General features: G+C 43.0%; 15 protein-coding genes. 7 read left to right on the plus strand and 8 right to left on the minus strand.

Annotated features, from left to right (window positions below):
- Window positions 1-164 precede the first annotated feature (164 nt).
- Window positions 165-782 (minus strand): bifunctional phosphoserine phosphatase/homoserine phosphotransferase ThrH, encoded by a 618-nt coding sequence (thrH, locus tag FTU03_RS15010; protein WP_179993412.1) that lies wholly within the window; start codon window positions 780-782, stop codon window positions 165-167.
- Window positions 783-990: 208 nt separating this feature from the next.
- Between thrH and FTU03_RS15015 the strand changes: the two genes are divergently transcribed.
- A complete protein-coding gene (locus FTU03_RS15015) occupies window positions 991-1,725 on the plus strand; it encodes a phosphoadenylyl-sulfate reductase (protein WP_034703384.1) in 735 nt (244 codons plus the stop codon).
- Window positions 1,726-1,897: 172 nt separating this feature from the next.
- Window positions 1,898-3,280 carry a wax ester/triacylglycerol synthase family O-acyltransferase gene (locus FTU03_RS15020; protein ID WP_004783088.1) on the plus strand — a complete coding sequence of 461 codons (1,383 nt, stop codon included), beginning with the start codon at window positions 1,898-1,900 and terminating at the stop codon, window positions 3,278-3,280.
- A gap of 157 nt (window positions 3,281-3,437) precedes the next feature.
- Here the strand turns inward: FTU03_RS15020 and FTU03_RS15025 are convergent, their stop codons facing one another.
- From FTU03_RS15025 to FTU03_RS15050, 6 genes are all read right to left on the minus strand, one after another.
- A complete protein-coding gene (locus FTU03_RS15025; protein WP_004783090.1) occupies window positions 3,438-3,611 on the minus strand; it encodes a PA1571 family protein in 174 nt (57 codons plus the stop codon).
- A gap of 132 nt (window positions 3,612-3,743) precedes the next feature.
- Window positions 3,744-5,198, minus strand: coding sequence for a ribonuclease G (gene rng / locus FTU03_RS15030; protein WP_005234484.1), 1,455 nt, complete (start codon window positions 5,196-5,198; stop codon window positions 3,744-3,746).
- A 39-nt stretch (window positions 5,199-5,237) separates the two neighbouring features.
- Window positions 5,238-5,804: a Maf-like protein gene (locus FTU03_RS15035; protein WP_179993411.1), complete on the minus strand. Its 567-nt coding sequence runs from the start codon at window positions 5,802-5,804 to the stop codon at window positions 5,238-5,240.
- Complete coding sequence (gene mreD, locus FTU03_RS15040; RefSeq protein ID WP_166139624.1) at window positions 5,792-6,283, minus strand: rod shape-determining protein MreD; 492 nt, start codon at window positions 6,281-6,283, stop codon at window positions 5,792-5,794. Before mreD ends, FTU03_RS15035 begins: the two co-directional genes overlap by 13 nt.
- Window positions 6,270-7,127 carry a rod shape-determining protein MreC gene (mreC, locus tag FTU03_RS15045; protein WP_166139623.1) on the minus strand — a complete coding sequence of 286 codons (858 nt, stop codon included), beginning with the start codon at window positions 7,125-7,127 and terminating at the stop codon, window positions 6,270-6,272. Before mreC ends, mreD begins: the two co-directional genes overlap by 14 nt.
- A gap of 16 nt (window positions 7,128-7,143) precedes the next feature.
- The gene (locus FTU03_RS15050; RefSeq protein ID WP_005234480.1) at window positions 7,144-8,190 is read right to left on the minus strand and encodes a rod shape-determining protein; all 1,047 of its coding nucleotides are present in this window, start codon (window positions 8,188-8,190) and stop codon (window positions 7,144-7,146) included.
- A gap of 132 nt (window positions 8,191-8,322) precedes the next feature.
- Here FTU03_RS15050 and gatC point away from each other — a divergent pair, with 132 nt between their 5' ends.
- From gatC to FTU03_RS15070, 4 genes are all read left to right on the plus strand, one after another.
- Entirely contained in the window at window positions 8,323-8,637 is a 315-nt protein-coding gene (gene gatC, locus FTU03_RS15055; RefSeq protein ID WP_005234479.1) for an Asp-tRNA(Asn)/Glu-tRNA(Gln) amidotransferase subunit GatC, read from the plus strand.
- Between the two features lie 52 nt (window positions 8,638-8,689).
- Window positions 8,690-10,168 carry an Asp-tRNA(Asn)/Glu-tRNA(Gln) amidotransferase subunit GatA gene (gatA, locus tag FTU03_RS15060; RefSeq protein ID WP_179993410.1) on the plus strand — a complete coding sequence of 493 codons (1,479 nt, stop codon included), beginning with the start codon at window positions 8,690-8,692 and terminating at the stop codon, window positions 10,166-10,168.
- Window positions 10,168-11,643, plus strand: a complete 1,476-nt coding sequence (gene gatB / locus FTU03_RS15065; protein WP_179993409.1) for an Asp-tRNA(Asn)/Glu-tRNA(Gln) amidotransferase subunit GatB — start codon at window positions 10,168-10,170, stop codon at window positions 11,641-11,643. Before gatA ends, gatB begins: the two co-directional genes overlap by 1 nt.
- A gap of 72 nt (window positions 11,644-11,715) precedes the next feature.
- Window positions 11,716-12,759 carry a hypothetical protein gene (locus FTU03_RS15070; RefSeq protein ID WP_179993408.1) on the plus strand — a complete coding sequence of 348 codons (1,044 nt, stop codon included), beginning with the start codon at window positions 11,716-11,718 and terminating at the stop codon, window positions 12,757-12,759.
- 100 nt (window positions 12,760-12,859) lie between these two features.
- On the opposite strand, the gene FTU03_RS15075 is transcribed toward FTU03_RS15070, so the two are convergent.
- Window positions 12,860-14,019 (minus strand): IS3 family transposase gene (locus FTU03_RS15075; RefSeq protein WP_179993407.1). Its coding sequence is split into 2 segments (ribosomal slippage): window positions 12,860-13,785 and window positions 13,785-14,019, totalling 1,161 coding nucleotides; the frame shifts between segments, so codons are not numbered across the junction.
- Between the two features lie 146 nt (window positions 14,020-14,165).
- Between FTU03_RS15075 and FTU03_RS15080 the strand changes: the two genes are divergently transcribed.
- Complete coding sequence (locus FTU03_RS15080; protein ID WP_257218495.1) at window positions 14,166-14,696, plus strand: hypothetical protein; 531 nt, start codon at window positions 14,166-14,168, stop codon at window positions 14,694-14,696.
- The last annotated feature ends 145 nt before the right edge of the window (window positions 14,697-14,841 follow it).

A 14,841-nucleotide genomic window follows, 5' to 3' on the forward strand; every position in this document is an offset into this window, starting at 1 on the left:
AAGTGAAGGTAAAGAATGTTGAAGGGTGCAATCTAAATTTTCAGATAAAGTCATAAAAAAATGAGCGTATTTACATACACTCATTTTTACTACATTTTACTAATATTTGCTTAACTGACTGGCATTAACCCTTTGGTGCCTTTTTTTAATTTCAAACTTAAAAATTAAGCTGGAATATCACGTACTGAAGCATTACGAATCGCTTCTTTTAACGCATCATAACCACGAATTGGCGGGAATTGCGGGAATTCAGCAATCACATTTTCAGGCGCATCAAATAGGAAACCATGATCTGCTTCACCTAGCATCGTGGTATCATTATAAGAATCTCCTGCTGCAATCACACGGAAGTTCAAGCCATGTAATGCTTTTACGGCTTGACGTTTTTGGTCCGGCTGACGAAGTTTATAAGCAGTGATCATGCCCTCTTCATCAGTTTCCAGCTTATGACAGAAAATCGTTGGCCAGCCTAGTTGCTTCATTAGAGGATGAGCAAATTCATAGAAAGTGTCAGACAGAATAATCAGCTGAAAATGAGTACTTACCCATTCTACAAATTCCTTGGCGCCTTCAAATGGCCCCATATCCGCAATCACAGCCTGGATATCATTTAGACCCAAACCATGCTGTTTTAAAATATTCAAACGCTGGGTCATCAACACATCATAGTCAGGAATATCACGTGTCGTTGCTTCGAGCTCTTTAATACCTGTTTTTTTAGCAAAATTGATCCAGATTTCTGGAACCAAAACGCCCTCTAGATCTAGACATACGACTTCCATGAAGCATCCCCTCAGTTGTATTGAAAAAATTTTGCCCTATCATAGCTGAAGAAAAAGATTTTGCACTGTTCTTTTTTAAATCTGTTTTTTTCATAAGTATTTATTTTTTAGTGATAAGTAGCTTTGGGCATTTCTATTAAAATAGAATAAATCTGAAATAAATTCATATAGGCCACGTCATTTCCAAGCCTATGCCGCCAGGACTCATATGACCAAAATCCCCACTATTGCTATGGTAGATGCGCTTGCATCTGAATATGCAGATAAATCACCAAGTGAAATTTTAGCGCTTGCTCTCGAGCAGGAAGGCGAAATTGCCATTTCATTTTCTGGTGCAGAAGATGTTGTACTGATTGATATGGCATCTAATTTAGGTAAACCTTTCCGGGTATTTAGCCTGGATACAGGGCGTCTGCATGCTGAGACTTATCAATTTATTGAAAAAGTTCGCCAGCACTATAATATTGATATCGAAATCTGTTTCCCGGAAACAGATGCGATTCAACAACTGACGACTGAAAAAGGTTTGTTCAGTTTCTACCGTGACGGCCATCAGGAATGTTGCGGAATCCGCAAGGTGCAACCTTTACGCAAAAAACTGGCAACTTTAGATGGCTGGATTACCGGTCAGCGTAAAGACCAAAGCCCGGGAACACGTAATGACATTCCAGTGGTTCAATCTGATGAAGGTTTTTCTGGCCCAGGCAAACAGCTGATTAAATATAATCCCCTTGCTAACTGGTCTAGCGCGGATGTGTGGAATTATATCCGAATGATGGAAATTCCATACAACCCACTACATGAAAAAGGTTTTATCTCCATTGGCTGTGAACCTTGTACCCGTCCTGTGCTGCCAAATCAGCATGAACGTGAAGGACGCTGGTGGTGGGAAGAAGCCACCCATAAAGAATGTGGCTTGCATGCCGGGAACTTGAAAAAATAATCTTAAAAAGCCATCCGTTCGTCGGGTGGTTTTTTTGTGAACCAATCGGCTACAGAAAAATCAGTACCTTTATGCGACAAAATCGCTATACTTTGTAATGTGATACCAATAATTCTAACAAGGTTGCTTATACATGAGCAGCTGAAGAAAATGCAGTGAGGCAATCTACGCTATGCGTCCATTACATCCGATTGACTTTATTTTTTTGTCTTTAGAGAAACGGCAGCAGCCTATGCATGTAGGCGGGTTATTTTTGTTTCAAATTCCTGACAATGCACCAGCCTCTTTTATCCGGGATCTGGTGACTGATATTCGCAATTCCAAATCCTCACCGATTCCTCCATTTAATAACTATTTAAACGGTTTATTTTGGGATGAAGATGAAGAGTTTGATTTAGATCATCATTTTCGTCATATTGCCTTACCGAAACCTGGGCGTATCCGCGAGCTGCTGACTTATATTTCCCAAGAACACAGCGCACTGATTGACCGCGCTAAACCTTTATGGACCTGTCATATTATTGAAGGCATTGAAGGCAACCGTTTTGCCATGTACTTCAAGATTCACCATGCGATGGTAGATGGTATTGCAGGCATGCGTCTGGTAGAAAAATCACTTTCCCATGATCCACATGCGAAAAGTATTGTGCCACCTTGGTGTGTAGAAGGTCCACGAGCAAAACGTCTGAAAGCGCCGAAAGTCAGCCGCATGAAGAATGTATTACAGGCGATTAAAGGCCAGCTGGAATGTACGCCACGAGTGGCTTATGAATTATCACAAACCGTACTGAAAGATATGGGGCGTAATCCGGATTATGTGTCCAGCTTTCAAGCACCAAGTTCTATTTTAAATCAGCGCGTCAGTGCTTCACGTCGTTTCGCAGCCCAATCTTTTGAATTCTCACGTTTACGTCATATTTCTAAAGCTTTAGGTGTAACGATTAATGATATCGTGTTAGCGATCTGTTCAGGTGCCTTACGCGAATATTTACTCACACAAAATGCCTTGCCGAAAAAACCATTAATTGCAATGGTGCCCGCTTCTGTACGTAGCGATGACTCCGATGTTTCCAACCGTATTACCATGATTCTGGCGAATCTGGGCACGCATAAGGATGATCCTTTGGAGCGTCTTAAAACGGTACGTCGCAGTGTACTCAGTGCTAAAGAACGCTTTAAGCGCATGAATGCCAATCAGATTCTGAACTATAGTGCTTTTGTCTACGGTCTTGCAGGATTCAATATTGCATCTGGCTTAATGCCAAAACGTCAGGCATTTAACGTGATCATTTCCAATGTCCCTGGTCCTCAGGAACCTCTGTACTGGAATGGCGCACGTTTGGAAGCCTTATATCCGGCTTCGATTGTACTGGATGGACAGGCACTGAATATCACCATGACCAGTTATATGGACAAGCTTGAAGTAGGTCTTACTGCTTGCCGTAATGCTCTACCCAAAATGCAGAATCTATTGACTCATCTTGAAGAAGAAATTCAACGCTTCGAACGGATTGTGGATGGTGAACCCGTCCCAAAGTTGAAAGCGGTCAGTTAGCCGCGGACGAATAAAATCTGGCAATGGACTGCTAAAAAGTGTGTGAGCACTTTTGCCAATCATTTAGTAAAAAATAAAGGGGCAATTTAAGCCCCTTTATTTTATTCTTTTTACAGTTTGAATGAAATTCATACAACCGCAATCTATTTTGGTTTAATTAACTTTTAATAGTACGACATTGTTTCAATAACTGATGGCAGACAGAGCGAATCATAGAAGCTGTAATCTGAACTTCATTCCCGCGTTCATCCACAATATATCCTGCATGCACAGCCTTTGGTTCTAATACGTGTTTCAAGCTTTTATTGATTACAACTTTACTCATACTCATCATAGACTCCTTTTGCTAAGCCTAGAACTGGGAGAAAGGCTTTGGCTAATTTGATGTTTCTAGTATTGTAAATATCAGTAGAGTTGTAAAATTTCAGATGTAACAAGTGTTTAACGATATTCTGTTACAATTTCAGCTGAGAATGATATCGTATTGCTCTTGCGTGTATAAATTTTCGACCTGGAATTTAATTACACGATTAATAAAGTGTTCCAGATCCGCTACAGCTGGGGCTTCTGCAGTCAACAGCCGATCAATCACTGCCGGATGGGCAACAACAGTAAAGCCACTTTGTGATTCATAAGCGCGAGCATAGCGCAGGATTTCCCGAAAAATTTCGTAACACACTGATTCTGCTGTTTTCACATATCCACGTCCCTGACAGGTCGGACAGGACTCGCATAACAAGTGTTCCAAAGACTCACGGGTACGCTTACGCGTCATCTCCACCAACCCCAGTTCAGACACCTGGGTGATCTTGGTTTTGGCATGATCACGTTCCAGCATTTTCACAAACTGGTTCATCACCTCTTCACGGTGCTGGGCTTCCTGCATGTCAATAAAGTCAATGATGATAATACCGCCCAGATTACGCAGACGCAGCTGACGTGCAATCACCTGTGTGGCTTCCATATTGGTTTTAAACACCGTATCTTCCAGCGAGCGACCGCCCACATAAGAACCGGTATTAACATCAATGGTGGTCATGGCTTCAGTCTGGTCAATCATCAGATAACCGCCGGACTTCAGTGCGACACGGGTTTGTAAAGCCTTTTGCAGATCTTCTTCGACATTGTACAAATCGAAAATTGGTCGCTCGCCCGGATAATGTAGCAAACGGTCTTTCATGTTCGGCACGAACTCATCCACAAACTCTTTCAGCTTGCCATGGATTTCGCGTGAATCGATATAGATCTTTTCGGTTTCTTCATTAGCCAGGTCACGAATGACACGCTGTGGCAAAGGCAGTTCTTCAAAGATCAATGAAGGCACTGCGATTACTTTTTGTTTGCGCTGGATGTATTCCCACAGTTTGGCTAAGTAAGCCATATCCTGTGCAATCGCCTCTTCTTCAATGCCATCCGCAGCAGTACGGACAATCACGGAGCCTGGCAACTTGTGTTCTGCCTGAATACGCTCAATGATCGAGCGTAAACGATTGCGTTCATCTTCGGATTCAATCCGCTGCGATACGCCAATATGATTGCCATATGGCATCAGGACCAAATAACGTGAAGGAATAGAAAGATCAGTAGATAGGCGTGCGCCCTTGGTACCGAGCATGTCTTTCATCACCTGAACGGTAAGAATCAGACCCGGCTGCAGCAGTTCGAATACATTCGGCGTTGGCTGGTTACGTGGCCAGACCATGTCATTGATATGCAAAAATGCCGTTCTGGACAGGCCAATATCAACAAAAGCGGCCTGCATGCCCGGCAAGACCCGGACCACTTTTCCTTTATAGATATTCCCGACCAATCCGCGCTTGGCCGTACGCTCGACAAACAGTTCATTCACCGTGCCGTTTTCAATCAACGCCACCCGACATTCCATCGGTGTGACGTTAATCAACAACTCGTCAGACATAACAACACTCAAAACATTATAAGAATTCTTTTTCAGCAGTTAATTTAGTGCCTTAACCGTCTGCAATAACTGTACTGTTTCATATAGTGGCAACCCCACTACATTCGAATAACTACCTTCTATTCTTGGAATATAACGCGCTGCAATTCCCTGTATTGCATAGGCGCCTGCTTTCCCAAGCGGCTCACCTGTTGCCCAGTAACTTTCCATATCATGGCTATTTAGTGGCTGAAATTCAACCTGTGTACGAACTACTATACTGTATTTTTCTTCTTTTGTGCGGACGCACACTCCAGTATACACATCATGCCATCTCCCTGAAATTTTTTCCCACATTTCAAAGGCATGCTGTTTGGATTCAGGTTTCCCCAAAATCTCATTATTCACACCTAAACTGGTATCCGCAGCAATAATAATGGCATCCGGAAACAGCTTGGCCACCGCTTCCGCTTTGACTTGCGCCAGACGTTCGACATAGGCTGCAATGGACTCATTTTCCAGTACAGATTCGTCTACATCTGGGCTACAGATCTCAAAGTTCAGCCCGAGTTGCTGCAAAAGTTCACGGCGTCGGGGTGAGCTGGAAGCGAGGATTAAATGCGCCATTTTCTCAAAAAGTAATAAAGCACTGGCCATATGATGACACTAGTCAGCATGGGAATCCAATGTCGTGCAAATGAGAATTGTACGCCGGTCGAAATCTGGGCAAAGAAGATAATCATCAAATGTGCCAGAATCGCAATTGCCGTAATGACCCATAAATTAGCAAAGGTCAGAATACGGCGCTCACGGGTCAGGAAACGTGCCACAAAAGCAATGATGATAAAGCTAAGTGCATTGAGACCTAAAGGCGCATCAAGCAGTAAATCAATGAAGATCCCGGTAGCAAATGCAAACCAGATTCCACACCAGGTCGGCTGACACAATACCCAGAACAGCATGACCATTAACATAAATAATGGACGCCATCCCGAGGTCTCGTAAGACAGTGGATAGACTGAGAGAACAGAAGCCACAATCACTGAAATAACAATGGCAAATAAAGGATCACGATGTGTTTTAGGTCGCATCTTAGCGATTGACATGCGGTTGCTCCATCGCTAATGAGTCAGAGAACAGCACGACGACATGATGACCACCGGCCAACTGTGCTGCTGGAGTGACATCAATCTGAGCAAATTCCCCTGAATTATGCCGTTTTACGTTAGATACCGTTCCCACCAGATAACCTGCCGGAAAATGCTGTCCCAGACCTGAACTGTAAACTTTTTCACCAACTTTGATATTGGCGCTGGTCGGTACATATTCCATTTTCAGGCGTCCCAGATCCCCGGTTCCCGAGACAATGGCACGCATGCCAGTATGTTCCAGACGCACCGACAAGGAGTGTTCTTTATCAGAGAGCAGCATGACCCGGCTACTATGCGGATAGACATCAATAATCTGTCCCATAATCCCCATGTCATCCAGTACGGTCTGACCGACTTTCAGCTTGTTATTGGAACCACGGTTGATCACGATGATATGGCGCAACGGATCAGCATCGGTACCAATGACCTCAGCAATTTCCATACGTCCATCAAGAATCAGAGGGGTATCTAAAAGACCGCGTAAACGAGTATTTTCTGCAGAAAGTTCTGCAATTTTTTGTAGGCGAACTTGCGCCTGCAATAGCTCAGCCTGCATCGCGGTATTTTCACGACGCAGTTGCGCTTCAGATTTGGTTTGTTGATTCAGCCATTCTCGCGACAGTACCGGATAGCTGGCCACGGCATAAATGGGGTTATAGGCCGCGTACAAGACATCCCTTGCAGGTTGAACAACATGTGGCATGCGCCAGTCAAAGAACAGCACCACCAGACATGTTATCAGTGCAATGATAAAAGAGCGAAAAGATGGCGGTTGTCGAGAAAACAGATGTGCTTGCACCCGCCGAATCCTTGTCTTAGCCTACAAATAACATGTCATGATTTGGATTGTCGAAGAATTCGAGTACCTTACCGCCACCACGAGTCACGCAAGACAGTGGATCTTCAGCAACCACAACAGGCAGACCTGTTTCTTTTGCAAGAAGCTTGTCCAGGTTACGCAGCAATGCACCACCACCGGTCAACACGATCCCGCGTTCAGCGATGTCAGAAGACAGTTCAGGAGGTGTTTGTTCCAATGCAGATTTCACCGCAGACACGATGTTTTGTAGTGGATCAGAAATCGCTTGAGTGACTTCATCCGAGTTCACCACAATCGCGCGAGGCACACCTTCAGCCAAGTTACGGCCACGAACTTCAATTTCCAGCGGTTTTGCACCTTCATCTGGAAGTGCCATGCCAACTTCTTTTTTGATCACTTCAGCTGTGGTTTCACCGATCACGCAACCATGTGCCTTACGCACGTAGTTGATGATCTGTTCGTCAAATACATCACCGCCAATACGCAGCGAGTCTGCATATACACAGCCCTGCAATGAAATGACTGCAATCTCAGTTGTACCGCCGCCCACATCAACAACCATCGAACCACACGCCTGCTCAACCGGCATGCCTGCACCAATTGCAGCTGCCATCGGCTCTTCAATCAGACGTACTTCACGCGCACCCGCATTATAAACTGCTTCACGGATCGCACGGCGTTCAACCAGTGTCGATTTACATGGCACGCAAACCACCACGCGTGGCGCTGGCGGGAATAAACGTTTTTCGTGTACCTTACCAATGAACTGATTTAACATGGTTTCGGTCACTTCGAAATCCGCAATCACGCCGTCTTTCATCGGACGGATTGCAGAAATATTTGCTGGGGTACGACCAAGCATTTGTTTCGCGTCAAGACCTACGGCAGCAACAATTTTATGTGAACCACTGTGACGGATGGCTACAACCGTCGGTTCATTTAATATAATGCCTCGTCCTGGCGCATAAATAAGTGTATTTGCAGTACCTAAATCAATAGCGAGATCTGGCGAAAACAAGCCTATTAGTCGTTTTAGAATCACGGGGACGTTCTCAGTTAAACTTTATATGGACGCAAGGTGGCCACTTTAACTAAATGTGATGATTTGGACAAGTCAATCGCTTATCATAACGCATGATAATTTGAATTTTTTTAATACTGATTAGGTAATATTATGTCTACATCGGATGCACAGTCTTCTGCAGATTTAAATGCAGAAACAGTTTCAGCTATTGCCAACCTCGCAAGGTTATCTCTTAATGATACGCAATCTGCTGAATATGCTCAAAGTTTAAATAAAATTTTAGGCATGATGGAAACCCTGAAAGGCATCGATACTGACGGTGTTGAACCACTGAAAAGCCCTTTCGACCACCCACAGCCTTTACGTGAAGATGTCGTGTCGGAAAGCAATCATCGTGAGGAATACCAAGCAGTTGCACCTGCTGTACAGGACGGTTTGTATCTCGTCCCACGCGTGATTGAGTAATTACTACCCAGTTCATTCTTTTTATTAAATTAAACGTAAAGAATTATTTCTCATGACAGATTTACACCGCTTATCCATTCGTGAACTGACTGAAGGTTTGGCAAATGCTCAATTTTCATCCCGCGAATTGACTCAACACTATTTAAAACGCATCGAAAAAATTGATGCACAGGTCAAGGCTTATGTGACCGTGACTGCTGAACAGGCATTGGCTCAAGCTGATGCTGCCGATGCTGCAATCAAAGCAGGCAACGCCACCGCCCTGACTGGTGTGCCCATTGCACATAAAGATATTTTCTGTACCCAAGGCATTAAAACCACAGCCGGTTCTAAAATGCTGGACAATTTTATCTCTCCTTACGACGCGACCGTTGTAGCGAAAGGTAAAGCTGCGGGCTTAGTCACACTTGGTAAAGTGAACATGGATGAATTTGCCATGGGTTCAACTTCCGAGTCTTCTTATTTTGGCGCGACCAAAAACCCTTGGGCACTAGATCACGTTCCAGGCGGTTCTTCAGGTGGTTCTGCTGCGGTTGTGGCTGCTGATCTAGCACCTTTTGCAACCGGTACGGATACCGGTGGTTCAATCCGTCAACCAGCATCTTTTTGTGGTCTGACTGGTCTAAAACCGACTTATGGCCGTGTATCGCGTTTCGGTATGATCGCGTACGCATCATCATTGGACCAAGGTGGTCCAATGGCACGTTCAGCTGAAGACTGTGCTTACCTGATGAATGTCATGGCAGGCCACGATGCTAAAGACTCTACTTCAATGGAAAAAGAAGTGGATGATTATGTGGCAAACCTGAACGGCACATCTGTGAAAGGCCTACGTATTGGTATTCCAAAACAGTACTTCAATGTTGAGGGTCTTGCCGCTGATGTAAAAGCACGCGTTGAAGAATCCTTAAAAAAACTGGAAGAAATGGGCGCTATTCTGGTTGAGATTGATCTCAACATGACAGAAAGCTACGTGCCGACCTATTACCTGATTGCCCCTGCTGAAGCATCTTCAAACCTGTCACGTTATGACGGCGTGCGTTATGGCTACCGCTGTGAAAACCCAGTGGACTTGATGGACCTGTACAAGCGTTCCCGTTCAGAAGGTTTCGGTGCTGAAGTGCAACGCCGTATTCTGATTGGTACTTATGCCCTTTCTGCCGGTTATTACGATGCCTACTATGTGAAAGCACAAAAAGTACGTCGTTTAATTCAACAAGACTTCCTAAAAGCATTCGAATCTGTAGATGTGATTGCTGCGCCTTCTGCACCAACCACTGCATACCGGATCGGTGCAAACTTAAGCCCAGTTGAAATGTACCTGGGTGACATCTACACCATCGCGGTAAACCTTGCAGGTCTTCCTGCGATTAACGCGCCTGTTGGTTTTGACAAAGACAACCTGCCAGTTGGCTTACAGCTGATTGGTAACTACTGGTCAGAATCGCAATTGTTGTCTGTGGTACATCAGTATCAACAAGCAACGGATTGGCATACAAAACGCGCTGCAATTGCTGAGGAGAATGCATAATGGCGAAGAACAACGCTAAACCAAAATCTAACCTGATTGATGGTTGGGAAGTTGTCATTGGTATCGAGATTCATACTCAGCTGGCGACGAAATCTAAGATCTTCTCGGGTTCATCAACCGAGTTTGGTAATGATCCAAACACTCAGGCAAGTCTGGTTGATTTGGCCATGCCGGGCGTATTGCCAGTACTGAACAAAGAAGTGGTGGATTTAGCGATTCGCTTTGGTTTGGGTATCGACGCGTACATCGACCAGGCGTCTGTGTTTGCACGTAAAAACTATTTCTATCCGGATTCTCCAAAAGGCTACCAGATCAGCCAGATGGACAACCCGATTGTGGGCTTGGGTCATATCGACATCCAGCTTGAAGATGGCACCACTAAACGCATTGGCGTGACTCGTGCACACCTTGAGGAAGATGCTGGTAAATCGATTCATGACCAGTTTGAAGGTATGTCAGGTATCGACTTAAATCGTGCAGGTACACCTTTACTTGAGATTGTATCTGAACCAGATATGCGTTCGGTTGAGGAAGCGGTTGCCTACATTAAAGCGATTCACACGCTGGTTCGCTGGTTAGGTATTTCTGACGGTAACATGGCAGAAGGTTCGTTCCGTGCCGACTGTAACGTGTCTTTACGCCGTCCGGGTCAACCGTTCGGTACACGTTGTGAATTGAAAAACCTGAACTCATTCCGTTTCATTGAACAAGCGATCAATGTTGAAATTGAACGTCAAATGGAAATTCTGGAATGGGACGGCACCATTGATCAGGAAACTCGTCTGTTCGACCCTGTGAAGATGGAAACCCGTTCAATGCGTTCTAAGGAAGAAGCGAACGATTACCGCTACTTCCCTGATCCTGACTTGTTGCCTGTGGTGATTCCAGATGCGCAAATCGAAGCGATTAAAGCGCAAATGCCTGAGCTTCCTGCTGCTCGTCGTGCGCGTTTCGTGGCTGACTTCGGTGTGACTGAATACGATGCTCACGTACTGACACTGACTCGTGAAATGTCAGAGTTTTACGAAGATGTGGTGAAAGCTGCTGGCGGTGCTGCACAAGGTAAGATTGCGGCAAACTGGGTAATGGGTGAATTCTCAGGTGCTTTAAACAAAGCTGGCCTAGACCTTGCTGACTCTCCTGTGTCGAGTGAGAAATTGGGCGGTATGATCGCGCGTATTGTCGATAACACCATTAGCGGTAAGATCGCGAAACAGGTGTTTGGCTTTATGTGGGAAGAAGGCAAAACTGCGGACGAGATTATTGCTGAGAAAGGCTTGAAACAGGAAACTGATACAGGCGCGATTGAAGCGATTATTAAGGATGTACTTGCTGCCAACGAGAAGATGGTTGAAGAGTATAAATCTGGTAAAGAGAAAGCTTTCAACGGTCTGGTTGGTCAGGTGATGAAAGCATCACGTGGTAAAGCCAACCCTGCTCAAGTGAATGAATTGATGAAGAAATTGATTGGTTGATCTATTCGCTAATTATTTGATTTCATGTTATAAAAACCTCGCTTAATGCGGGGTTTTTTTATGGGAGAAAGTATGGAAATTAAAATTTACTTTAATAAAACTAGTGCACCCCCGCTATTAGAAAACTTTTCAGGTTATCTCATTTTACTCTCTCCCTCTAATTGGGATGATTTTGGATACAAAACAACGTTTAATATCCATATTTGTGACTATTCTAAGAACCCTTGTATAAAGAAAAGTTTTGGTATAATTAAAATTGGTCAACTTGCGCAATCACCAACAAATAGTATTTTTGAAACAGAATATTTTAAATACTATTTTGATTTACCTATCCCACAACGCTTTCTAAACACACTACCAAATAATTTATTTTCTTTGCCAGAATACGAACACTTTTATTTCGATCTAGAAAATTATTTCTCGGAGGACTTAACTTTACTTAGTTCCTTTTACGAAAAAATTAGAGATATTGTTAAAAATAACTTACAGCATCAGATTCTAACTGAAAACTTTTTTATTAAATCCTTTAAAAGGACGATGTGTTTTACTACTCAACAAGAGTTTCAATGGTTATATGAAAAAACCAAATCTATAGATATTTTTGAAAAAAATATATTGAAAGCTAAGCAAATTCTTAACCATAATTATCCTGCTGATTTAGAAGAAGATATTAATATAATGCTACATGGTTTTCTTATTGCTACATTAGAGAATTATCTTGAAACAACGTTCATTACAACTGTACTTTCATCAGATAGCTTTATCCTCAAGCAAGCTTTAAACGATGGCTCAACCAAAGATTTAACATTCAAAATTCAAGAATTAAATAATTGGAAAGATACTCTTAGAAAAAAAGTAGAAGACTCTCTTAAAACAAAATCATTCCATAATGTTCAAACTGTTATTCCTATGTTTAAGACAACATTAAACTGTGATATTCCCAAAACTACTTGGCTAGTGCCAGCCGTTGAGAAAAGACATGATTGTGCTCATAGAGCTGGGTATACTAAAGAACAGAAGAAAATACGAATCTCAAAAGAAGATATCGATACCCTTATTACAAATATCAGCGAGTTCGTTAGCAAAATACAACTTCAAATTCTAAAAATAGATTAAATGTTCTCTCTCCTTTTAAGAAAGAATTATTAATTTATTTTCATAACTTTATTTATAGAATCAATCCAAACACTTCATATCTAAAACAACATGACTGATCCTAGACAGTATCGTGGACAACCAGCCCCTCTAAACTTTTAATATATTTCTGTTCAAAGGCTTCTGGACTTAACCAGCCGTTTGCAGAATGTCTTCTGACTCGATTGTAATAAATTTCAATATAGTCAAACAAGACAGCATTCGCTTCTTTTCGAGTCGAAAACACACTGCCATGTACCACATGACCTTTTAATGTATGAAAGAAGCTTTCAGTCACTGCATTATCCCAACAGTTTCCACGTCTAGACATACTCTGAGTACAATCATTTTTCAGTAACAGCGCTCTAAAATCACGACTACAGTACTGTGAGCCTTGGTCCGAATGAACCATAACACCAGTTGGATAACCCTGACGAGCCATTGCATAGTTAAACGTATCACACACCAACTGGCGGTCTATTCGATGGCTGGTTTGCCACCCCACGATACGACGGCTAAATAAATCTAGCATCACACATAAATACAACCAACCTTCTTTAGTGCGGATATAGGTAATGTCTGTTGTCCAGACTTTATTAGGCTGAGTAGCTGTAAATTGGCGATCCAACAAGTTGGGTGCTGTAGGCAAACGATGGGTTGAATCAGTCGTATGCTTGTATTTACGTGCAATCCTGCTACGTAAACCAAGCTTTTTTAGGATCCTTCCAATAGTACGTTCGCTCATGTTGTAACCTAAATCATGCATGTCATGTACTAATGAAGGTGCACCCAATCGTGCATGATGCTGCCAATATACGGCTTTTAAGTCATTATATTTCTGTGCCGTATTGGCTTGATGTTTTCGCCAGGTATAATAGCCTGAAGTGCTGACACCCAGGCATTTACAGGCAGAAGATACGGTGACTTCATTCATATCTAGATCTTGAATTACCGTGTACTTTTCTTGGCATGATCTGTTAGAAAGTACACATGCGCTTTTTTTAAGATGTCATTGGCTTCCTTGAGCTGTTTGACTTCTTTCTCTAATTCCACGATCCGCTGTTGTTCTGGTGAAAGTTGACGTTTGCTTGAACCTGCCGGATTGGTTTCACGAATCCATTTATCTAATGTTGAATAACCCACACCTAATTTCTGGGCGATTGCAGCTACAGACTCGTGTGAGTTTGAAAGTGCATAATCAATCGCTTGCTGTTTAAATTCGGGACTAAAACGTTTAGCCATTTCTTGAATCTCCAAAGATTAAAGTTACGTTATCTTTAGAGGCACGTGCTGTCCATTATTTTGTCTAGGATCAGACTATCAAAAAAGTATCCTCCCTCACCAAACTCGAAGACTTAGGGCGCGTCCAGCTGTCAAAGTCCTTTTTTATGCGTGATTTCCTGTATAGCGAAATCTCCAATTGGTATGGTGTGCCAAACTTCCCCGACCATCCTGAAAAAGCCATCTACACAGGCACACGACTCTGCGAAGAACTACTTGAACCTCTCCAAGACAAATTTGGACGCATCACCATTCGATCCGCTTATCGTTCGCCACAAGTGAATCAACTTGGCAACGAAAAAGGACATAACTGTGCTAGCAATGAAAAAAACTTTGCCAGCCATATTTGGGACTATCCCGACGAAAAAGGTCACGGCGCAACAGCGTGTATAGTCATTCCTTCATTTCTAGAACTGTATGAAAAAGACCAATCCAACTGGCAACAACTTGCCTATTGGATTCATAACAATCTGAACTATAGCCATCTGCAATTTTTCCCAAAATTGTGTGCTTTTAATATTGGTTGGCATGAACAACCTGCTCGGGAAATTTATAGTTATATTCAGCCAAAAGGTTATTTGCTGAGGGGTGAAGCTGTAAATCCGGAGTTTGAGAGGTTTTATCCTGATTTGTTGTAATTCTTTCTCCCTCACCCCCTTGCGAAGCAGTGCTTCTTGTATCTTGATTGATATAGTGATTAGCTACCACTATACGCAAATTGTAGAGTTTGGAGTGCTGCTAAAATCTTAAATTTGAACCTGAGATAAAACCTACAATTTGCCC

It is taken from the genome of Acinetobacter sp. YH12046 (genome assembly GCF_013419905.1).
GTDB lineage: Bacteria > Pseudomonadota > Gammaproteobacteria > Pseudomonadales > Moraxellaceae > Acinetobacter.

Coding starts and splice junctions, on each gene's coding strand:
- rng (WP_005234484.1), bottom strand. CDS start 5,198: ATGTCTGACGAGTTGTTGATTAACGTCACACCGATGGAATGTCGGGTG.
- gatC (WP_005234479.1), top strand. CDS start 8,323: ATGTCTACATCGGATGCACAGTCTTCTGCAGATTTAAATGCAGAAACA.
- FTU03_RS15015 (WP_034703384.1), top strand. CDS start 991: ATGACCAAAATCCCCACTATTGCTATGGTAGATGCGCTTGCATCTGAA.
- FTU03_RS15080 (WP_257218495.1), top strand. CDS start 14,166: ATGCGTGATTTCCTGTATAGCGAAATCTCCAATTGGTATGGTGTGCCA.
- mreD (WP_166139624.1), bottom strand. CDS start 6,283: ATGTCAATCGCTAAGATGCGACCTAAAACACATCGTGATCCTTTATTT.
- FTU03_RS15035 (WP_179993411.1), bottom strand. CDS start 5,804: ATGGCGCATTTAATCCTCGCTTCCAGCTCACCCCGACGCCGTGAACTT.
- gatA (WP_179993410.1), top strand. CDS start 8,690: ATGACAGATTTACACCGCTTATCCATTCGTGAACTGACTGAAGGTTTG.
- FTU03_RS15070 (WP_179993408.1), top strand. CDS start 11,716: ATGGAAATTAAAATTTACTTTAATAAAACTAGTGCACCCCCGCTATTA.
- thrH (WP_179993412.1), bottom strand. CDS start 782: ATGGAAGTCGTATGTCTAGATCTAGAGGGCGTTTTGGTTCCAGAAATC.
- FTU03_RS15020 (WP_004783088.1), top strand. CDS start 1,898: ATGCGTCCATTACATCCGATTGACTTTATTTTTTTGTCTTTAGAGAAA.
- gatB (WP_179993409.1), top strand. CDS start 10,168: ATGGCGAAGAACAACGCTAAACCAAAATCTAACCTGATTGATGGTTGG.
- FTU03_RS15025 (WP_004783090.1), bottom strand. CDS start 3,611: ATGAGTATGAGTAAAGTTGTAATCAATAAAAGCTTGAAACACGTATTA.